The organism is Actinoallomurus liliacearum (genome assembly GCF_039542035.1).
Taxonomy (GTDB): domain Bacteria; phylum Actinomycetota; class Actinomycetes; order Streptosporangiales; family Streptosporangiaceae; genus Actinoallomurus; species Actinoallomurus liliacearum.
Genome location: NZ_BAABHJ010000008.1, coordinates 348,861 through 365,380, shown reverse-complemented (window position 1 = coordinate 365,380; position 16,520 = coordinate 348,861). Strand labels below are relative to the sequence as shown.

Below are 16,520 nucleotides of genomic sequence, written 5' to 3'. Positions count from 1 at the left end.
GAGAGACTGTGCCTGGAACACGGCGCAAGGGCGGCGACGCACCGGTCGACGAGGTGCCGCCGGAAGAACTGCTGCGCACCTCACCGTTCGACGGGAACCTCGCCGAAGAGCTGGCGGCCGCGGAACCGCGCAAGGAACGCCGGATCCCCTCGGCCACCATGTTCCTGGCCGCCGGGGTACTGATCGTCGCCGGGTTCGTCGGCGGCGTGCAGGCGGACCAGCACTGGGGCAAGAAACAGACCCCCGCCGGCTTCGGGCAGTTCGCCCGCGGCGGGCAGAACGGAACCGGCTTCCCGGGCGTGGCCGGTGCGGGCGGTGCCTTCGGCGGCCGAGGCACGCAGGGCGGCGCGCCGGGTCAGCGTGGCGGGACCGGTCAGGGCGGCGCGCCGACCGACGGCTCCGGCGCGGAAGCGGCTCCCGGTGGCGGCGGGACGACCGGCACCGTCAAACTCGTCGACGGCGACATCATCTACGTCCAGACCGCCAACGGGATCGTGCGCGTGAAGACGAACGGGTCCACGAAGGTCTCGGTGACCAAGAGCGCCAAGGCCAAGGACCTCAAGGCCGGCGCCTCCGTGGTCGTTCAGGGCACGCCGGGCCAGGACGGCAGCGTGACGGCGACCACGGTGACCCAGCGGCCCTGAGGGACCTGCGGCGGGAACGGTGCCCGGCCCCACGGCCGGGCACCGGGACCGGGCTACTCGGCTCAGCTCGCCGAGGGACGGGGGGAGAAGGTCGGAAGCAGCGGCTTGCAGGTCTTGAGCGCGGCCGCCACCTTCGGATCGGACGTCTTCAGCCCACCGAGGTAACGCATGCCCGGAGACGGACGGGCGCCCGGCGTACGGTTCGCGTCCGGCGACCGCACGGCCCCCGGCGTCGGGGTCGGCAGCGTCACGCCGTGGTCCTTGAGACAACTGCGGAACGCCTGCAGCTCCTGCATGCCCTGGCGCTGTCCCTGCGGGGCGAGCGACTGGCAGGCGTCCCGCGCCTCCTGACTGATGTCGCCGAAGCCGCGACCGAACCCGCCGCCCTGCCGCCCCGGCTGGCCGGAGGGCCGTCCGCTGGGGCGGGCCGTCGGGATGTTCACACCGTGCTGACGGAGGCAGGCGGCGTAGGCCGCGAAACCGTTCGCACCCGTCTTACCGGCCGACCCGGACGGCGAGGACGCCGCCTTGCCGCCGGAGGATCCGCAGCCCGCGCAGACGGCGAGCACGGCCACCGAGGCCAGCATCGCTCCGCCATGGAGGATTCGCATGGGCCGCGATGATGGCCGATCTTCCTGGAGCCCGCCTTCGGCCTGGCTGAAAGGTTTCTCCAGGGTGCTTCCGCCCTGGCGCGCACCGCCGCGCCACGGCCGGTCGGCCTGCGGCACCGCGCGGCCGGTCCTCGCTATCGTTCGAGCCTGAAATGTCGCCGCCGCTCGGGAGCCCGCTGATGCCGCATTCGTCGAAGGTCTTCGCCGGCGTCGAGGTGATCCCGCTCTGCGACGCGGTGGGCCCCATGGGGCCCGCGCTGCGCAGGCCGCTGGATGAGACGTTCCTCGGCGCGACCGCCGCGGACTGGGCGGTGGTGGGCCGGGAGGAGTGGGTGCTGCACTTCCACTGCCACCTGCTGCGCGACCCGACCGGCCGTACGATCCTGGTCGACACCGGGGTCGGCGGTACGGAGTCACCGGCCGCCGGGTGGGCGCCCGTGCCCGGCGCGCTCATGGCCGAGGTCGCCGCGGCCGGGGTGCGCCCCGAGGACGTCGACGCGGTGGTGCTCACCCACCTGCACAGCGACCACGCCGGCGGCGCGGTCGTGGACGGCCTGCCCGCCTTCCCCAACGCGCGGTACATCATCCAGCGCGACGAGCTCGACTGGGTCCGCGGACCCGTACTGGAGCAGGTCGTACGGCCGCTGGGCGACGCCCTCGAAGTGGTCGACGGCCTGGTCGAGATGACCTCGGGCATCACCGTGGTGCCCACGCCCGGCCACACGCCGGGACACCAGTCGGTCGAGGTCGGCCGGCTGGTACTGAGCGGCGACGTCCTGCACCACCCGGTGCAGCTCGTGAACCCCGCCATCCGCTACGCGCACGACGAGGACCCCGAACGCGCCGCCGCCACCCGCGCGGCGCTGCTGGAACGGGTCCGGAGGCGTTCCGGCACCCTGGCCACGGCCCATCTCGCCGAGCCCTTCACCACCCTGACGCCGTAGCGCCGTGCCGGTCCCCGGAAGAACCGGCTGACGCGGGCGGTACACCCGCGTCAGGCGCCGGCCGGCCGCACCCGCCACCCGGGAGCGGCGGTGGCCGGCGGCTCAGAAGGTGATGTCGCCGTGGACGTCGCGGGCCTGGACGGTACCGCTGACGGTGCCCCGGACCGACTCGTCCGGGGCGAGGGCGCGCTCGGCGCGGGCGACCCAGTGGCGGATCTGCGCGGCCCCCTGCGGATCACGGGCGGAGTCGGCGATGAGCGCCTCGGCCAGCGCCCGCATCGAGTCCGGGTCGCCGGGGCGCTCACCGAGACGCTTGGCCGCCTCGACCGAGGTGCTGCGGCGGCCGAACACGCGCCGTACGACCGAGGTCAGGTCGTCCCACAGCTGTTCACCGACCTTGCCGGTGGTGCCGTCGAAGATCTTCGACAAGAGAGTCACGAGCGCTGAGACCGAGAGCGGATCCACTGTGCACACTCCGACCGTTGTCCGACCCTGCCGACAGGTTAAGTCCTGGGCCGGGTCCGCGTCGGTCAACGCGCCAGGCGAGATCGATACGGTGGGGATGAGACGCACCGACCGACCGGCGGGACCACCCATGAATCGACTCAAGGACGCCACGAGTCCGTACCTGCTGCAGCACGCGGACAACCCCGTGCACTGGTTCCCCTGGGGGGACGAGGCGTTCGAGGAGGCGCGCCGCAGAGACGTGCCGATCCTGCTCAGCGTCGGCTACTCCGCCTGCCACTGGTGCCACGTCATGGCGCACGAGTCCTTCGAGGACGAGGCGACGGCGGGGCTGATGAACGACCTGTTCGTCAGCGTCAAGGTGGACCGTGAGGAGCGCCCCGACGTCGACGCGGTCTACATGGAGGCCACCCAGGCGATGACGGGCCAGGGCGGCTGGCCGATGACCGTGTTCATCACGCCCGGCGGCGAGCCGTTCTACTGCGGCACCTACTTCCCCCGGCCGCATTTCCAGCAGCTCCTGCGCGCGGTGGCGCAGGCGTGGCGGGACAAGCGCGACGACATCATCGCGCAGGGGCAGAAGGTCGTCTCCGCCCTGTCCGAGCAGGCCGCGCTCGGCGGCGAGGGCGCTCCGGCCCCGGACGTGCCGGAGGCCGCCGTACGGGACCTGGCGCGGACGTACGACCAGGCGAACGGCGGATTCGGCACGGCGCCGAAGTTCCCGCCGTCGATGGTGCTGGAGTTCCTGCTGCGGCACGCCGCGCGTGGCGGCGACGGCCTCGCGGTCGCCGCGGGCACGCTCGAGGCGATGGCGCGGGGCGGCATGTACGACCAGCTCGGCGGCGGGTTCGCCCGCTACTCGGTGGACGAGCGCTGGGTGGTGCCGCACTTCGAGAAGATGCTGTACGACAACGCCCTGCTGGCCCGCGTGTACGCCCACTGGTGGCGGCTGAGCGGCGGTCCGCTCGCCCGCCGGATCGCCCTGGAGACCTGCGACTGGATGCTGCGGGAGCTGCGCACGCCGGAGGGCGGGTTCGCCAGCGCCCTGGACGCCGACAGCGAGAACGCCGAGGGCCGCCCCGAGGAGGGCGCCTACTACGTCTGGACGCCCGGGGAGCTGACCGGGGTGCTCGGCGAGGAGGACGGGGCGTACGCCGCCGGGCTGTTCGGCGTGACCGAGGCGGGCACCTTCGAGCACGGCGCCTCCGTCCTGCAGTTGCGCGCGGACCCCGATGACGCCGAGCGGTACGCGCGGATCCGTCCCGCGCTGCTCGACGCGCGGTCCCGGCGGGTCCCACCGGGCCGCGACGACAAGGTCGTCGCCGCCTGGAACGGCCTGGCGATCGCGGCCCTGGCCGAGTGCGGCGCGTACTTCGACCGGCCGGACCTCGTCGCCGCCGCCGAGGAGGCGGTCCGGCTGCTCCGGGAGACCCACTGGCGGGACGGGCGGCTGCTGCGGACCTCGCGCGCCGGCAGCCCCGGAACGAACGCCGGGGTCCTGGAGGACTACGCCGACCTGGCCGAGGGGCTCATCGCGCTGTACGGCGTGACCGGCGACGCCGGCCACGCGCGGTTCGCCGGAGAGCTGCTCGACGTCGTCCTGGAGCGCTTCGCCGACGGGCGCGGCGGCTTCTACGACACCGCCGACGACGCCGAGCGCCTGTGGAAGCGCCCGCAGGACCCGACGGACAACGCGACGCCGTCCGGCCGGTTCGCTGCGGCGGGCGCGCTCCTGTCGTACGCCGCGCTCACCGGTTCGGCCCGGCACCGGGAGGCGGCTCTGGCCGCCCTCGGCCCGGTGACGCCGATGGCGCAGCGCCACGCCCGCTTCGCGGGCTGGGGGCTCGCGGTGACGGAGGCGGCCCTCGCCGGTCCGCTCGAGATCGCCGTCGCCGGTCCGGCGGAGGACCCGCGCACCCGGGACCTGCACCGGGCCGCGCTGCTCAGCCCGCTGCCCGCGGTGGTCGCGGTCGGCGCCGGAGTGCCGCTGCTGGAGGGCCGGGCGCCCGTCGACGGGCGGCCCGCCGCGTACGTCTGCCGCGACTTCACGTGCCGGCTCCCGGTCACGGAGGTCGGCGCCCTCCAGGAGCAGATTCGGGCGGCCTCCGAGCGGTGAGCGGCCCGCCCGGAAGCCCACTCATTGGAATCTCTGTCAATAAAGATCAGCCCTGGGCTTGATCTTTCGTTTACGGCCGTGTTACCTCAGAACAGGCGCCCGCCTGTCAACGGGCGACAGCAGTGGCTTATGAGGCATATGGGGCTCTGGACGACCATCGCCGTCGTAGGTCATAGTCGTACAACGCACTGGGGAGTTAGGGAGGGCGCCGTGCGCTGGCCGAGCCGCCGCATGCTTCCGACGGTCGTTGGCCTTTCGCTGGCCACCACCATCGCCGCGGATCTGGCGATCGTGGCCGCCGGGCCGTTCCACGCCCCGACCGTGCGGCTCCCCGGCGGGCGCTATGTCGCCGCGGCGGACAGCACGAGTTACCGGGTCGCGGCGCTGCAGAAGACCATCACGCCGCACCTGCTGATCGCCTCCCCGCAGACGCTGCCCGCCGACGCGGTGGCGAAGGTCCGCGAGGCGAAGGGCGTCAAGGCCGTGGAGGTCGTCGACGCGGCGCGGGCGCTCGTGGGCGGCAAGCGCGTGGGCGTGCTCGGCGTCGAGCCGTCGACGTTCCGCGCCTACACCCCCGAGGCGAGCGCCAAGTCCGACGCCCTGTGGAACAACATCGCGGGCGGCGACGTCGCGATCTCCTTCACGATGGGCCAGGACGGCGGCATCCCGCTGGCGTCCCAGACCCAGATCGGCGGGCAGGCGCACCAGACCTCCGTGCGCGTCGGCGCCTACGCCACGATGGGCATCGACCAGGTCGACGCGGTGGTCTCGCACTACACCGCGCAGACGATCGGCATGCCGTCCGACAACGCCCTGCTCGTCAGCGCCCCGCACGCCGACCTCGCCAAGCTCCGTGGGCAACTGGCCAAGCTCCTGCCCAAGGGCACGAAGATGGCCACCCTGGAGTCCCGGTTCGACGGCCCGACCGTTCCCGGCGGCACCGCCGGCGCCCCGGGCCGCGTGATGACGGCCGACCAGGTCAACACGGTGATCCGGGCCGCCGAGTCCAAGATCGGCATGCCGTACGTCTGGGGTGGCGAGTCCGACCGCGAGGGCGGCTACGACTGCTCCGGCCTCGTCCAGTACGCCTTCGCCCAGGCCGGCATCAGGATGCCGCGGACGGCCGACATCCAGGCGTTCACCGGCTGGCGGCTGCCGTACAGCCAGGCCCAGCCGGGCGACCTGCTGACCTGGAAGAACGACCCGACCTTCAACGGCGTCTCGCATATCGCGATCTACATCGGCAACAACAAGATGGTCGTCGCCCGGCACACGGGCACCCGGATCCAGATCCAGGACGTCTACCTGTCCAACTTCTGGGGCGTCATCCGGGTCAACCCCCAGCTCGCCTCCACCAAGGCCTGACCACCGCGCGCCACCTGACCGGAGAGCACGCGACCTGACCTGAGGCGGCACGCGAGGTCAGAGGGGGCAGCCGGCGGCGAGGTAGTCGAGGCCGTGGTCGAGCAGCGCCAGGATGTCGTCCTCGCCGCCGTTCTCCACCCAGGCCAGGAGCGTCGTCTCCCACACGGCGATGAGCGCGGCGCCGAACGCCCGTAGCTCGAAGTCGCCGGCGGGACGGCCCAGCCGCTCGGCGAGCGCCTCGACGATCCTGTCCTGGGTCTCCCTGGTCTGCTCCCACTGGCGGGCGCGCAGGGCCGGCACGGCCAGCATCAGGCGGCTCCGGTCGAGGATCCGCTGCCGGTCGGCGGCCAGCATCTCGCCGATGAGTTCGCGGAGGACGTTGCGGAGCGCCTCCGTCGGGGACAACTCCGCCGGCTGCCCGCGGAGCGCCTCGAGGATCAACGGGTCGTACTCGTCCGTGAGGACGGTGTCCTCTTTCGTCGGGAAGTAGCGGAAGAACGTGCTGGGGGACACCTCCGCCGCCTCGGCGATCTGCTCGACGGTCGTCGCCTCGTAACCCTGCTCCTGGAAGAGCCGGAGCGCGTGCTCCTGGATGGACCGCCGGGTCTTCAGCTTCTTCCGTTCCCGCAGGCCGAGGCGTTGTTCGAGAGACCGTTCAAGCGGAGACGTACTCATGCGTCGATTGTCCGTTACCCATGGCCTCGTCGGCACCTCGACGCGGCAGGAGGATCAGCGCGAGCAGCGCGGCGAACATCATGATCCCGGCCCCCACCAGGAGCGTGACGTCCATGCCGTGGGTGAACGCCGCCCGTGCCGAGTGCAGCAGCCGTGGGTCATGCAGGCGCTCGGCGACCGCCAGCCCGCCTCCGACCTTGGCCCGGGCCGCCTCGGCCGCCGCGGGCGGCAGCCCGGCGACGTCCACCCGCCCCCGGTAGCCCGCGGACAGCAGGCTGCCCAGGACGGCGGCGCCGAACGCCCCTCCCACCAGACGGACGGTCATGACGACGGCGGATCCGACACCCGCCTGCTCGGCCGACAGGGCGCTGATGGCGGCGTTCATCGACGCGGGCAGCATCAGCCCCATCCCCAGACCCGCGACCGTCAGCCAGCAGGCGGCGAGACCGTAGCCCGACTCGGCGGTGGTCGTCGCGCCGTACACCATCCCGGCGGTGATCAACAGGCCGCCGAGGGCGATGGTGAGGCGCGGGCCGATCCGCTTGACGAGCGGTGCGCCGAGGCGGGAGGACACCACCAGCCCGCCGATGAGGGGCAGCAGCCGCAGCCCGGACCCGAGCGGCGTCGTCGCGAGTACGGCCTGGAAGTACTGCGGGGCGACGAACAGGACACCGAACATGGCAAACGTCAGCAGCGTGGCCGGGACGACCCCGCCGGTGAACCGCCGGTCGGCGAACAGGCGCAGGTCGATCAGCGGATGGGCGACGTGCCGGGTCCAGGCGACGAAGGCGACGAGCGCGACCGCGCCGGCCGCCATCACGCCCCACACGCCGGGGCTGGACCAGCCGTACTCGTCCTCCTGGATCGTGCCGTACACCATGGCGACCAGGCCGCCGGTCGACAGCAGCAGTCCGGCGAAGTCCGGCCGGGGGGCGGAGGCGGCCCGGGACTCGGGGATCAGGATGAACCCCAGGACGAGGGCGACCGCCGAGACGGGGATGTTGATCAGGAAGATCGAACCCCACCAGAAGTGGTCGAGCAGGTAGCCGCCGATGATCGGCCCGAGCGGCAGGCCGAGGAAGGACGCGGCGGCCCAGGCGCCGAGGGCCTTCGGCCGCTCCTCGGGCGGGAAGACCACGACCAGCACCGACATGGCGAGCGTCGTGATGGCCGCCGAGCCGATGCCCATGAGCGTGCGGGCCGCGATCAGACCGGCGGGGCTGGAGACCAGCGTGGCGATGAGCGAGCCGACGAGGAACAGCGCCAGGCCGCCGAGCAGCGTCTTCTTCCGGCCGTACCGGTCGCCGATCAGCCCGGCGGGGATGAGGAGGGTGGCCGAGACGAGGGTGTATGAGGCGATGATCCACTGCAGCGCGCTCGTCCCCGCGCCGAGCTGCGCGGACAGCGTGGGGAGGGCGATGTTGAGCGCGGTGAGGTCGAGGCTGACGGCGAGCAGGATGACGACGAGGGCGGCGAGCACCCACCACCGCCGACCACCGAGTGAGGTCATGATTGTGACTCCCTAATGATTGCGACACTGAAATGACAGTAACTCTCAGAATCGCGTCTCTGTCAACGCCAGGGAGCTCTTGGCTGGGGAGGGATGCTGTGTAATCATGATTACATGACTACGACGGAAGGCGCGGAGGAGAAGCTCCGCGGGTGGTTCTCCGGCCGACTGCCCGACGAGTGGTTCGAGGAGCCGCCGCAGGTCGTCCTCGATCGCGAGGAGATCAGTGTCATCGGCCGGTTGGCCGAGCCCGAGGTCGCCGAGGGCGCCTCCGAGGCGGAGCGCTCCGAGGCGATCGCCGGTCTGATCCAGCGGTTCCGTGAGGACACCCGGGATCGCCGGGTCGACATCGCCCGGGAGGCCGAGCACCGCTTCGCCCGCAAGGTCTCCTGGGGCGTCGAGTGCGGCGGCGAGAAGGTCATGTTCACGACGCTGTCCGTCCCGGTGATGACCAGGCTCCGTCAGCCCGAGCGCAGGGTCCTGGACACGCTGGTCGACGCGGGCGTCGCGCGCAGCCGGAGTGACGCGCTCGCCTGGTGCGTCCGTCTCGTCGGGAAGAACGCCGACGAGTGGCTGGCCGAGTTGCGGGACGCCCTGCTGCACGTCGAGCGCGCGCGGGCCGCCGGCCCTCAGGTCTGAGCCGCACGGCGTGCCGAGGGGCTCTTCGAAGGCCTTCGTTCCCGGTGTCTTAATCGAGAAAGCCGAAACACGCTCGAAACAAAAGAAGAATTGTCGGCCCGGTCTAGGCCAAAGGTCTAATCCAATGGTCTAATCCAAAGGTCTAAACCAATCCTCCTTTAGCGACCTTCCCTGCGGTTGAGATCACTTTGCCGAGGGCTGTTCAAAATGCCGCACGTGGGTACACTCAACAAATCCCGACATCAATCATCGGGTGTCCCCGTGCGAAGGAGCGATCGTGGCGTATGAGGTCAAGGCCGGGTCGGTCGAGTGGAATCCGACCGCGGCCCGGCTGCGCGAACTCACCGAGAAGATGCCCAACTCCCAGGTGACCGAGTTCGGCAACGTGGTGGTCAAGGCCCGCGTGGACAGCCGCAGCGCCAAGTCCACCTACATCGTCGACGACTCCACCAACACCACCAAGCAGACGATCACCCGGGCGGAGTACGACCGCGTCGCCGCCGCACAGGACGAGTACCTCGCCGGGCGCGACGTCGTCGTCGTGGACGGTCACATCGGCAGCGATCCGGACTTCCGGACCAGGGCGCGCCTGGTCATCGAGGCGTCGAACGCCAACGTCGCCGGCATGCAGAAGCAGCTCTACTACCCGGTCGACGCGGACTACGACCCGGCGACGTGGGACCCCGACACCACGGTGGTGTACACGCCGAACCTTCCGATGGAGGGCTACCCGAACGACCGGCTCATCGCCGTCGACCTCGGCGCCGGCATCACGCGGGTCTTCAATTCGGACTACTTCGGTGAGTCGAAAAAGGGCGGCCTGCGGATGTGGAACAACATCGTTTATGAGCGCGGCGGCCTTTCCCTGCACGCGGGTTGCAAAGTGATCCCGGTGGGCGGTGAAAACAAGACGGTGCTCATCGTGGGCCTGTCCGGCACCGGCAAGACGACGACGACTTTCACCACCCAGCTCGGCAGCAAGCCCGTGCAGGACGACTTCATCGCCCTGATGCCGGAAGGGCGTGTCTACACGACCGAGAACGGCTGTTTCGCCAAGACCTTCGGGCTGGACCCCGAATTCGAGCCGACCATCTACCACGCCACGGTGAAACCCGACGCCTATCTGGAGAACGTCTCGGTCGACGCCGACGGCAAGGTCGACTTCTTCGACACGTCCTACACCAAGAACGGCCGGACGACCTGGCCGTTCAAGTACGTCGACCCGTGGCCGGCCGACCAGGTGGAGCCCGCCGAGTTCCTGCTCATCCTGAACCGCAACGAGAACATCGTCCCGGGCGTGGCCCGGCTCGACCGCGCGCAGGCGGCCGCGTACTTCATGCTCGGCGAGACGACGGGCACGAGCGCCGGCGGCAAGGACGAGGAGGGCAAGTTCCTGCGGGTGCCGGGCACCAACCCGTTCTTCCCGCGCGACATGGCCGACATGGGCAACCGGATGCTCGAACTGCTCGACAGCCACGAGATGAAGGTCTTCGTCCTGAACACCGGCCGCGTCGGTGGCGGTGAGGGCGACGACCGGGCCAAGAAGGTCAAGATCCCGCACTCGTCGGCGATCGTGCAGGCGATCGTCGAGGGCACGATCGAGTGGGAGGACGACCCGGACTTCGGGTACGAGATCGCGTCGTCCGTACCCGGCATCGACGACATCGAGATCATCCAGCCCCGGCGGCTGTACGCGCGGCAGGGCCGGATGGAGGAGTACGACGCCATGGTCGAGCGTTTGAAGACCGAGCGTCGGGAATACCTCTCATCCTTCGCGGGTCTGGACGACGCGATCGTCAAGTCGATCGGCTGAGCCAACGCGGGGATGGGGTACGCCCCGGCGGCGGGACACCGCCGCCGGGGCGTTTCACGCCGGTCGGCCCCGTAGCCGGGTCAGTCTTGCGTCGGTCGGGTCCGTAGCCGGGCGAGGTACTGCGTCGGTCGGCGGTATCCGGGCCGGGCCTCCCGCCCGGCCGTCCGCGTGAGCGGCGAAATATCAGGTCCGGGCGGGTCAGCGTCGGGTCAAGCATCCCGCGACGTCTCGATCTGGAGCAAACGAGCAATCTACGCTTACCCATGTGGGAGAACTACGCTGCGTCGATGGGTCGCGGCTCGAGGTGATCATGGTCCCGGTCCGTGACCGGGCGGGCACCCCGTACGAGGTCACGCTCGAACTCCAGCGCGACGGCCGGGCGTTCGGCGTGGTGGGGGAGCGCTGCGGGTACCTCCTGGCCACGCTCGCCCGCCGGGTCGCCGACGCCCGCGTCGACGGTTCACCGGCGGCCAGGGCCTGGCCCGACCCGGCGGATCGCTTCCCCGAACCCCCGGCCGCCACCGACGCCACGGAGGACCGGCGGCCCGTCTCCCGGGAGCCCGAACTGTTCGCGTTCCGGCGCCGGGACCGCGGGGAGACGCCCGGCACCGGCGAACTCCGGTGCACGCTGCGTACGACGTGCACCTGGCTGTCCGGCCCGGACCACCGCGGCGGCGAGTGGCGGCTGTCCCGGCGCGCCGTCGTGGAGGCCTGGGGCCCGGACGGCCAGGGCGTGCGCGCGGTCCTGACCTCGGCGGAGCTCGCCGACCTCCTGACGGCCCTGGTGGTGGAGGCCCGGCTCGTGGGCGCCGATTACCGAGACGTTGTCACGAGTTCACCGGTACGCGCCCGGCATGCGCCGTCTGGGGCGATAATTGACTACTAATCCCCCCCGGCGTCGTCGACGAAGAAGGTGCGCGCATATGGGTTTGCGAGACCTGGTCTACAAGCTCTACGAACGACGGCTTGAGACGAGGCTCCGCCCGGACACCGCGCCACGCCACATCGGCGTGATCCTGGACGGCAACCGCCGGTGGGCGCGATCGATGGGGCACCGCGACGTCGCCACCGGGCACCAGCGGGGCGCCGACAAGATCTCCGAGCTGCTCCAGTGGTCGCAGGAGACGGGCGTCGAGGTGGTCACGCTGTGGCTGCTGTCGACCGACAACCTCACCCGGCCGGCGCAGGAGCTGGACCCGCTGCTGGCCATCATCGAGAACACCGTGGAGGACCTGGCCGCCCAGGGCGGCTGGCGCGTCCAGCCGGTCGGCGCGCTCGACCTCCTGCCCGACAAAACCGCCCGTGTGCTAAAGCAGGCCGCCGAAAGCACATCTGACGCTCCTGGCCTGATTGTGAACGTCGCCGTTGGGTATGGAGGTAGGCGTGAGATCGCTGATGCGGTGCGCTCACTCCTGCACGAACACGCGAGCAGGGGCACCAGCATCGAGGAACTGGCCGAGATCCTCGATGTGGAGCACATCGCGGAGCATCTGTACACCCGCGGCCAACCCGACCCGGACCTTGTCATCCGGACGTCGGGAGAGCAGCGCCTGTCCGGCTTCATGCTCTGGCAGAGCGCCCACTCGGAGTTCTACTTCTGCGAGGCCTTCTGGCCTGACTTCCGCAAGGTCGACTTCCTGCGGGCGATTCGTTCCTACGCCGCGAGGCATCGGCGCTACGGCTTCTGAACCTTCTGTAGAGCGTTACCGAACGGCCGGTTTCGGCCGGTCGACCACTCGGTGCGCATCTGTTCTCGGGCGGTTCCCTCGGCCTAGCGTCGTACCAGGTCCCCCCGAGGAAAGGGCGCTCTCCCAGGCGACCCGCCTGGGCAGGTGCCCGAAGGAGAACGAGTGGCCACACCTGCCGCCACCCGGCGCACGTACGTCCTCGACACCAGCGTTCTGCTCGCCGACCCCGGGGCGCTGACCCGGTTCGCCGAGCACGAGGTCGTACTCCCGATCGTCGTGATCACTGAACTCGAGGCCAAGCGCCACCACCCGGAACTCGGCTACTTCGCTCGGAACGCCCTGCGCACCCTGGACGACCTGCGCGTCGCCCACGGCCGCCTGGACGAGCCGCTGCCGATCGGCGACGAGGGTGGAACGGTCCGAGTCGAGCTCAACCACTCCGATCCGTCCGTCCTGCCGGCCGGGTTCCGGCTCGGCGACAACGACACCCGGATCCTCACGGTGGCGCTGTCGCTGTCCCAGGAGGGGTACGACGTCGTACTCGTGTCCAAGGACCTGCCGCTGCGGGTGAAGGCCGCGTCGGTCGGCCTGGCGGCGGAGGAGTACCGCGCCGAGACGGTCGTCGAGACGGGTCACACGGGCATGGCGGAGCTCGAGGTGACCTCCGAGCAACTGGAGGAGCTGTACGACGCGGGCCGGCTCGAGCTGGACGCGGCGCGCGACCTGCTGTGCCACACCGGGCTCCGGCTGATCTCGACCGGCGGCTCGGCCCTCGGGCGCGTGCTGCCCGACAAGTCGGTACAGCTCGTGCGCGGCGACCGTGAGGTCTTCGGTCTGCGCGGGCGGTCGGCCGAGCAGCGGGTGGCGCTGGACCTGCTGATGGACGAGGACATCGGCATCATCTCGCTCGGCGGGCGGGCGGGCACCGGCAAGTCCGCGATGGCGCTCTGCGCCGGCCTGGAGGCCGTCCTCGAACGCCGCAGCCATCGCAAGGTCGTGGTCTTCCGGCCGCTGTACGCGGTCGGCGGGCAGGAGCTGGGCTACCTGCCCGGAACCGAGAACGAGAAGATGTCGCCCTGGGGCCAGGCCGTCTACGACACGCTGTCGGCGATGACCACGCCCGAGGTCGTCGAGGAGGTCCTCGACCGCGGCATGCTCGAGGTCCTGCCGCTGACCCACATCCGCGGCCGCTCGCTGCACGACTCGTTCGTGATCGTCGACGAGGCGCAGTCGCTGGAGCGCGGGGTGCTGCTGACCGTGCTGTCGCGCATCGGCACCGGCTCGCGCGTGGTGCTGACCCACGACATCGCACAGCGTGACAATCTGCGCGTCGGCCGCCACGACGGCGTCGTGGCCGTGGTCGAGAAGCTCAAGGGCCACCCGCTGTTCGCGCACGTGACCCTGACCAGGTCCGAGCGCTCGCAGATCGCCGCCCTCGTGACGGAGACGCTCGGCGACGTCGGCGTCTGATCGGACGACGGCGGGGCTCCCTCGATCTCATTCGGGGGAGCCCCGTTTTCGTCACGGAGCGGAGTCGCGCGCGCGGGAATCGTCATGGTGTGACCAACATCACATAACGATCGCGCCACCATACGAACTCCCTGTTGGTCGCGGGTATTCGGCCGCATGTGTCCACTGTGGCGTGATTAGGCGTGAGATCAGTCACGCCATTCCGGTTGCGGAGTACCCCCCGTCTTAATGCAGTGTTGTCCGCCGTAAGCACTCCTGTGGGACACCCCCCGGTCCCGGCGCGTCCCCCCTGCGCCGTACGTCGGGAGGCATGCCCGCCCAGGGTGCCGCGCCGGAGACCGCGACGGCACCGGGGGTGAAGGCACTCGTACGCGTGCCCATGCGCGTGCGACCGTCGGAAGGACCGCCTTGTACGGAGACCGTTTCGGGTCCCCCGGGCGAGACGATCGACAAGACGGCACGGAGCCTCACGGCGACGCTCGTTTCGCCGAGAACCAGCCCCCGTCCGCCGAGGACGTGAAGGTCGCCGGTTCTCCCCTCGAGCCACAGCCCGAGCGGCCGGATCTCTCAGGCGCCACCTCTGCGATGCCCCTCCCGGGGACGGCCGAAACCGCCCCGGCCGATGGCTTCGAGGCCACTCGCCACGACTACGACCCCGCGGACACCCGCCACGACCTCGGCGCGGTTCCTCCCGGCGGCCCGCTGCCGCCGAACGGCCCCGGCGGTCCCGGAGACGACGAATCCGAGCCGGCGGGCCGCGGCCGCCGCTCCTCGGGCAGGCTGCTGAAGATCGGCGCGATCGCCGCTGCGGCGGCCGTGGTCGTCGGCGGTGGCACCGCCGCCTTCGCGCTCACCGGCGGCGACTCCGGCTCGGGCAAGAAGTCCGCCGAACCCCCGGCCCAGCAGGTCCAGGCCCAGGCGCAGGCACCGGCTCCGATGACGGAGCAGCAGCGCAAGAGCCTTGAGACCGCGCGCCGCAAGGAACTGCAGAAGCGCGCCCTCCGCGCCGCCCGGAGCGAGAAGGACCGGCCGTCGCTGCTGGCCAAGGGCGAGCCGATCCCCACCAAGACCCCCACGCCCACGCCGCCGGGGGGCAGCGCCGGCAACCCCGTTCCGGCCGGCGAGGCTCAGCAGATCGCGAAGTCGCTGCTGCCGAGCTACGGATTCGACCCGAGCACGCAGTTCGGCTGCCTCGTGAACCTGTGGAACCGTGAGAGCGGCTGGCGGGTGCACGCGGCCAACCCCTCCGGCGCGTACGGCATCCCGCAGGCGCTGCCCGGCTCGAAGATGTCCAGCGCCGGGCCCGACTGGCAGAACAACGCCACCACGCAGATCAAGTGGGGCCTCGGCTACATCAAGAGCCGCTACAGCACCCCCTGCGGCGCCTGGGCGCACTCGCAGAGCACCGGCTGGTACTGACAGGCCTTCCCCGGCCCGGCGGCCACCGGCCGCCGGGCCCCGCCCGCGGGCTCCTGAACCACCCGCGGAGTTCCACCCGCAGGACCGGACAGGCCTGCGGGGCGCCATCCGCGGGATCGTGAAACGGCCCGCGGAGCTCCATCCGCAGGATCCTCGAACGTCTGCGGAGCACCATCCGCAGGGCCGGAAACGCCCGCGGAGCCCCACCCGCGGGAACGCGCAACGCCCGCGGTGCCGGCGCGGCGGAACATCCGCCGCACCGCCTCGGAATCCGGCCGTCCCTCACGGCCGGACACGGCGTCCGACAGCGACGCCGCCGATGGCCCGGTCGCCTTCCTCCCGCTCCATGAAGGCTGCTTCGGCCGAGGCGGACACCGCTTGCCGCGCGACCGGCGCGTCGGCTGACGAAGGGTCCTTCTTGTTCCCCAACCGCCCGCATGGGTACTCCGTGGTCAAGGCCGTCGTCCTCTCCCTCGGCATCTGCCTCGGCATCGGTCTCACCGCCGAGGCACCGGCCCAGGCCACGGCGCCGACCACGGCGGCCGCACGGTACGTCACCGTCAGCGCGCAGAAGAAGCTCACCCGCAAGCAGCGGAACGAGCACATCGCCAAGCCGCTCGTGAAGAAGCGCTGGACGCGCACCTACAAGAGCCAGTTCACCTGCCTGGTAAAGCTCTGGAACCGCGAGAGCAACTGGAACCACAAGGCGCACAACCCCTGGTCGGGCGCCTACGGCATCCCCCAGGCCCTGCCCGGCAAGAAGATGCGCAGCGCCGGCAAGGACTGGAAGACCAACCCGGCGACCCAGATCAAATGGGGTCTGGCGTACATCAAGGGCCGCTACACGACGCCCTGCCGCGCATGGTCACACATGCACAGGACCGGCTGGTACTGAGACCGATCGACCGCCGCTCCACCGCGACACTCCTGATCGGCGGCAACAACTCGGTAAAAGAGCGGCACAAACGCAGCCGGGAGCGGTGTCGAGCCGGGCGTGTCACGGAACGTGTCATGGCGTGGTGGCGGACCGCTCCCAGCCGGGACGCTCCGTCACCGTCACTCCGAAGCGCGAAACGTCGCGTACGGCGCCCCCACGGGGGCGCCGTCCGGTGGCCCGGTCGCCCATAGGGCAGCCGACGGCGGAGTGAAGGCCCGCTCGGA

Annotated in this window: 15 protein-coding genes; 11 read left to right on the top strand and 4 right to left on the bottom strand. The window is 71.0% G+C overall.

The window, feature by feature from the left end:
- The first annotated feature begins 8 nt into the window (after nucleotides 1-8).
- Nucleotides 9-644, top strand: a complete 636-nt coding sequence (locus tag ABD978_RS16435; RefSeq protein ID WP_345354446.1) for a hypothetical protein — start codon at nucleotides 9-11, stop codon at nucleotides 642-644.
- A gap of 62 nt (nucleotides 645-706) precedes the next feature.
- On the opposite strand, the gene ABD978_RS16430 is transcribed toward ABD978_RS16435, so the two are convergent.
- Nucleotides 707-1,255, bottom strand: coding sequence for a hypothetical protein (locus ABD978_RS16430; RefSeq protein WP_345354445.1), 549 nt, complete (start codon nucleotides 1,253-1,255; stop codon nucleotides 707-709).
- A 179-nt stretch (nucleotides 1,256-1,434) separates the two neighbouring features.
- Between ABD978_RS16430 and ABD978_RS16425 the strand changes: the two genes are divergently transcribed.
- Nucleotides 1,435-2,199, top strand: a complete 765-nt coding sequence (locus ABD978_RS16425; RefSeq protein WP_345354443.1) for an MBL fold metallo-hydrolase — start codon at nucleotides 1,435-1,437, stop codon at nucleotides 2,197-2,199.
- A 102-nt stretch (nucleotides 2,200-2,301) separates the two neighbouring features.
- Here ABD978_RS16425 and ABD978_RS16420 read toward each other — a convergent pair whose 3' ends face one another.
- Nucleotides 2,302-2,637 carry a hypothetical protein gene (locus ABD978_RS16420; RefSeq protein WP_345354441.1) on the bottom strand — a complete coding sequence of 112 codons (336 nt, stop codon included), beginning with the start codon at nucleotides 2,635-2,637 and terminating at the stop codon, nucleotides 2,302-2,304.
- A 157-nt stretch (nucleotides 2,638-2,794) separates the two neighbouring features.
- Here ABD978_RS16420 and ABD978_RS16415 point away from each other — a divergent pair, with 157 nt between their 5' ends.
- Together ABD978_RS16415 and ABD978_RS16410 are read left to right on the top strand one after the other, a co-directional pair.
- Entirely contained in the window at nucleotides 2,795-4,780 is a 1,986-nt protein-coding gene (locus ABD978_RS16415; protein ID WP_345354439.1) for a thioredoxin domain-containing protein, read from the top strand.
- A 210-nt stretch (nucleotides 4,781-4,990) separates the two neighbouring features.
- Nucleotides 4,991-6,145, top strand: a complete 1,155-nt coding sequence (locus tag ABD978_RS16410) for a C40 family peptidase (RefSeq protein WP_345354437.1) — start codon at nucleotides 4,991-4,993, stop codon at nucleotides 6,143-6,145.
- A 57-nt stretch (nucleotides 6,146-6,202) separates the two neighbouring features.
- On the opposite strand, the gene ABD978_RS16405 is transcribed toward ABD978_RS16410, so the two are convergent.
- Both ABD978_RS16405 and ABD978_RS16400 read right to left on the bottom strand, forming a co-directional pair.
- Nucleotides 6,203-6,820, bottom strand: coding sequence for an acyl-CoA-like ligand-binding transcription factor (locus ABD978_RS16405; protein ID WP_345354435.1), 618 nt, complete (start codon nucleotides 6,818-6,820; stop codon nucleotides 6,203-6,205).
- The gene (locus ABD978_RS16400; protein WP_345354433.1) at nucleotides 6,801-8,330 is read right to left on the bottom strand and encodes a DHA2 family efflux MFS transporter permease subunit; all 1,530 of its coding nucleotides are present in this window, start codon (nucleotides 8,328-8,330) and stop codon (nucleotides 6,801-6,803) included. Before ABD978_RS16400 ends, ABD978_RS16405 begins: the two co-directional genes overlap by 20 nt.
- A gap of 114 nt (nucleotides 8,331-8,444) precedes the next feature.
- Here ABD978_RS16400 and ABD978_RS16395 point away from each other — a divergent pair, with 114 nt between their 5' ends.
- The 7 genes from ABD978_RS16395 (at nucleotide 8,445) to ABD978_RS16365 (ending at nucleotide 16,254) form a co-directional block, all read left to right on the top strand.
- The gene (locus tag ABD978_RS16395) at nucleotides 8,445-8,969 is read left to right on the top strand and encodes a hypothetical protein (protein WP_345354431.1); all 525 of its coding nucleotides are present in this window, start codon (nucleotides 8,445-8,447) and stop codon (nucleotides 8,967-8,969) included.
- A gap of 277 nt (nucleotides 8,970-9,246) precedes the next feature.
- Entirely contained in the window at nucleotides 9,247-10,782 is a 1,536-nt protein-coding gene (locus ABD978_RS16390; protein ID WP_345354429.1) for a phosphoenolpyruvate carboxykinase, read from the top strand.
- Between the two features lie 265 nt (nucleotides 10,783-11,047).
- Entirely contained in the window at nucleotides 11,048-11,668 is a 621-nt protein-coding gene (locus ABD978_RS16385) for a hypothetical protein (protein ID WP_345354427.1), read from the top strand.
- Nucleotides 11,669-11,705: 37 nt separating this feature from the next.
- Complete coding sequence (locus ABD978_RS16380; protein WP_345354425.1) at nucleotides 11,706-12,470, top strand: isoprenyl transferase; 765 nt, start codon at nucleotides 11,706-11,708, stop codon at nucleotides 12,468-12,470.
- A 162-nt stretch (nucleotides 12,471-12,632) separates the two neighbouring features.
- A complete protein-coding gene (gene phoH2 / locus ABD978_RS16375) occupies nucleotides 12,633-13,940 on the top strand; it encodes an RNA 5'-3' helicase PhoH2 (RefSeq protein WP_345354422.1) in 1,308 nt (435 codons plus the stop codon).
- A gap of 585 nt (nucleotides 13,941-14,525) precedes the next feature.
- Nucleotides 14,526-15,359 carry an aggregation-promoting factor C-terminal-like domain-containing protein gene (locus ABD978_RS16370; protein WP_345354420.1) on the top strand — a complete coding sequence of 278 codons (834 nt, stop codon included), beginning with the start codon at nucleotides 14,526-14,528 and terminating at the stop codon, nucleotides 15,357-15,359.
- A 418-nt stretch (nucleotides 15,360-15,777) separates the two neighbouring features.
- Nucleotides 15,778-16,254: an aggregation-promoting factor C-terminal-like domain-containing protein gene (locus ABD978_RS16365; protein ID WP_425550721.1), complete on the top strand. Its 477-nt coding sequence runs from the start codon at nucleotides 15,778-15,780 to the stop codon at nucleotides 16,252-16,254.
- The last annotated feature ends 266 nt before the right edge of the window (nucleotides 16,255-16,520 follow it).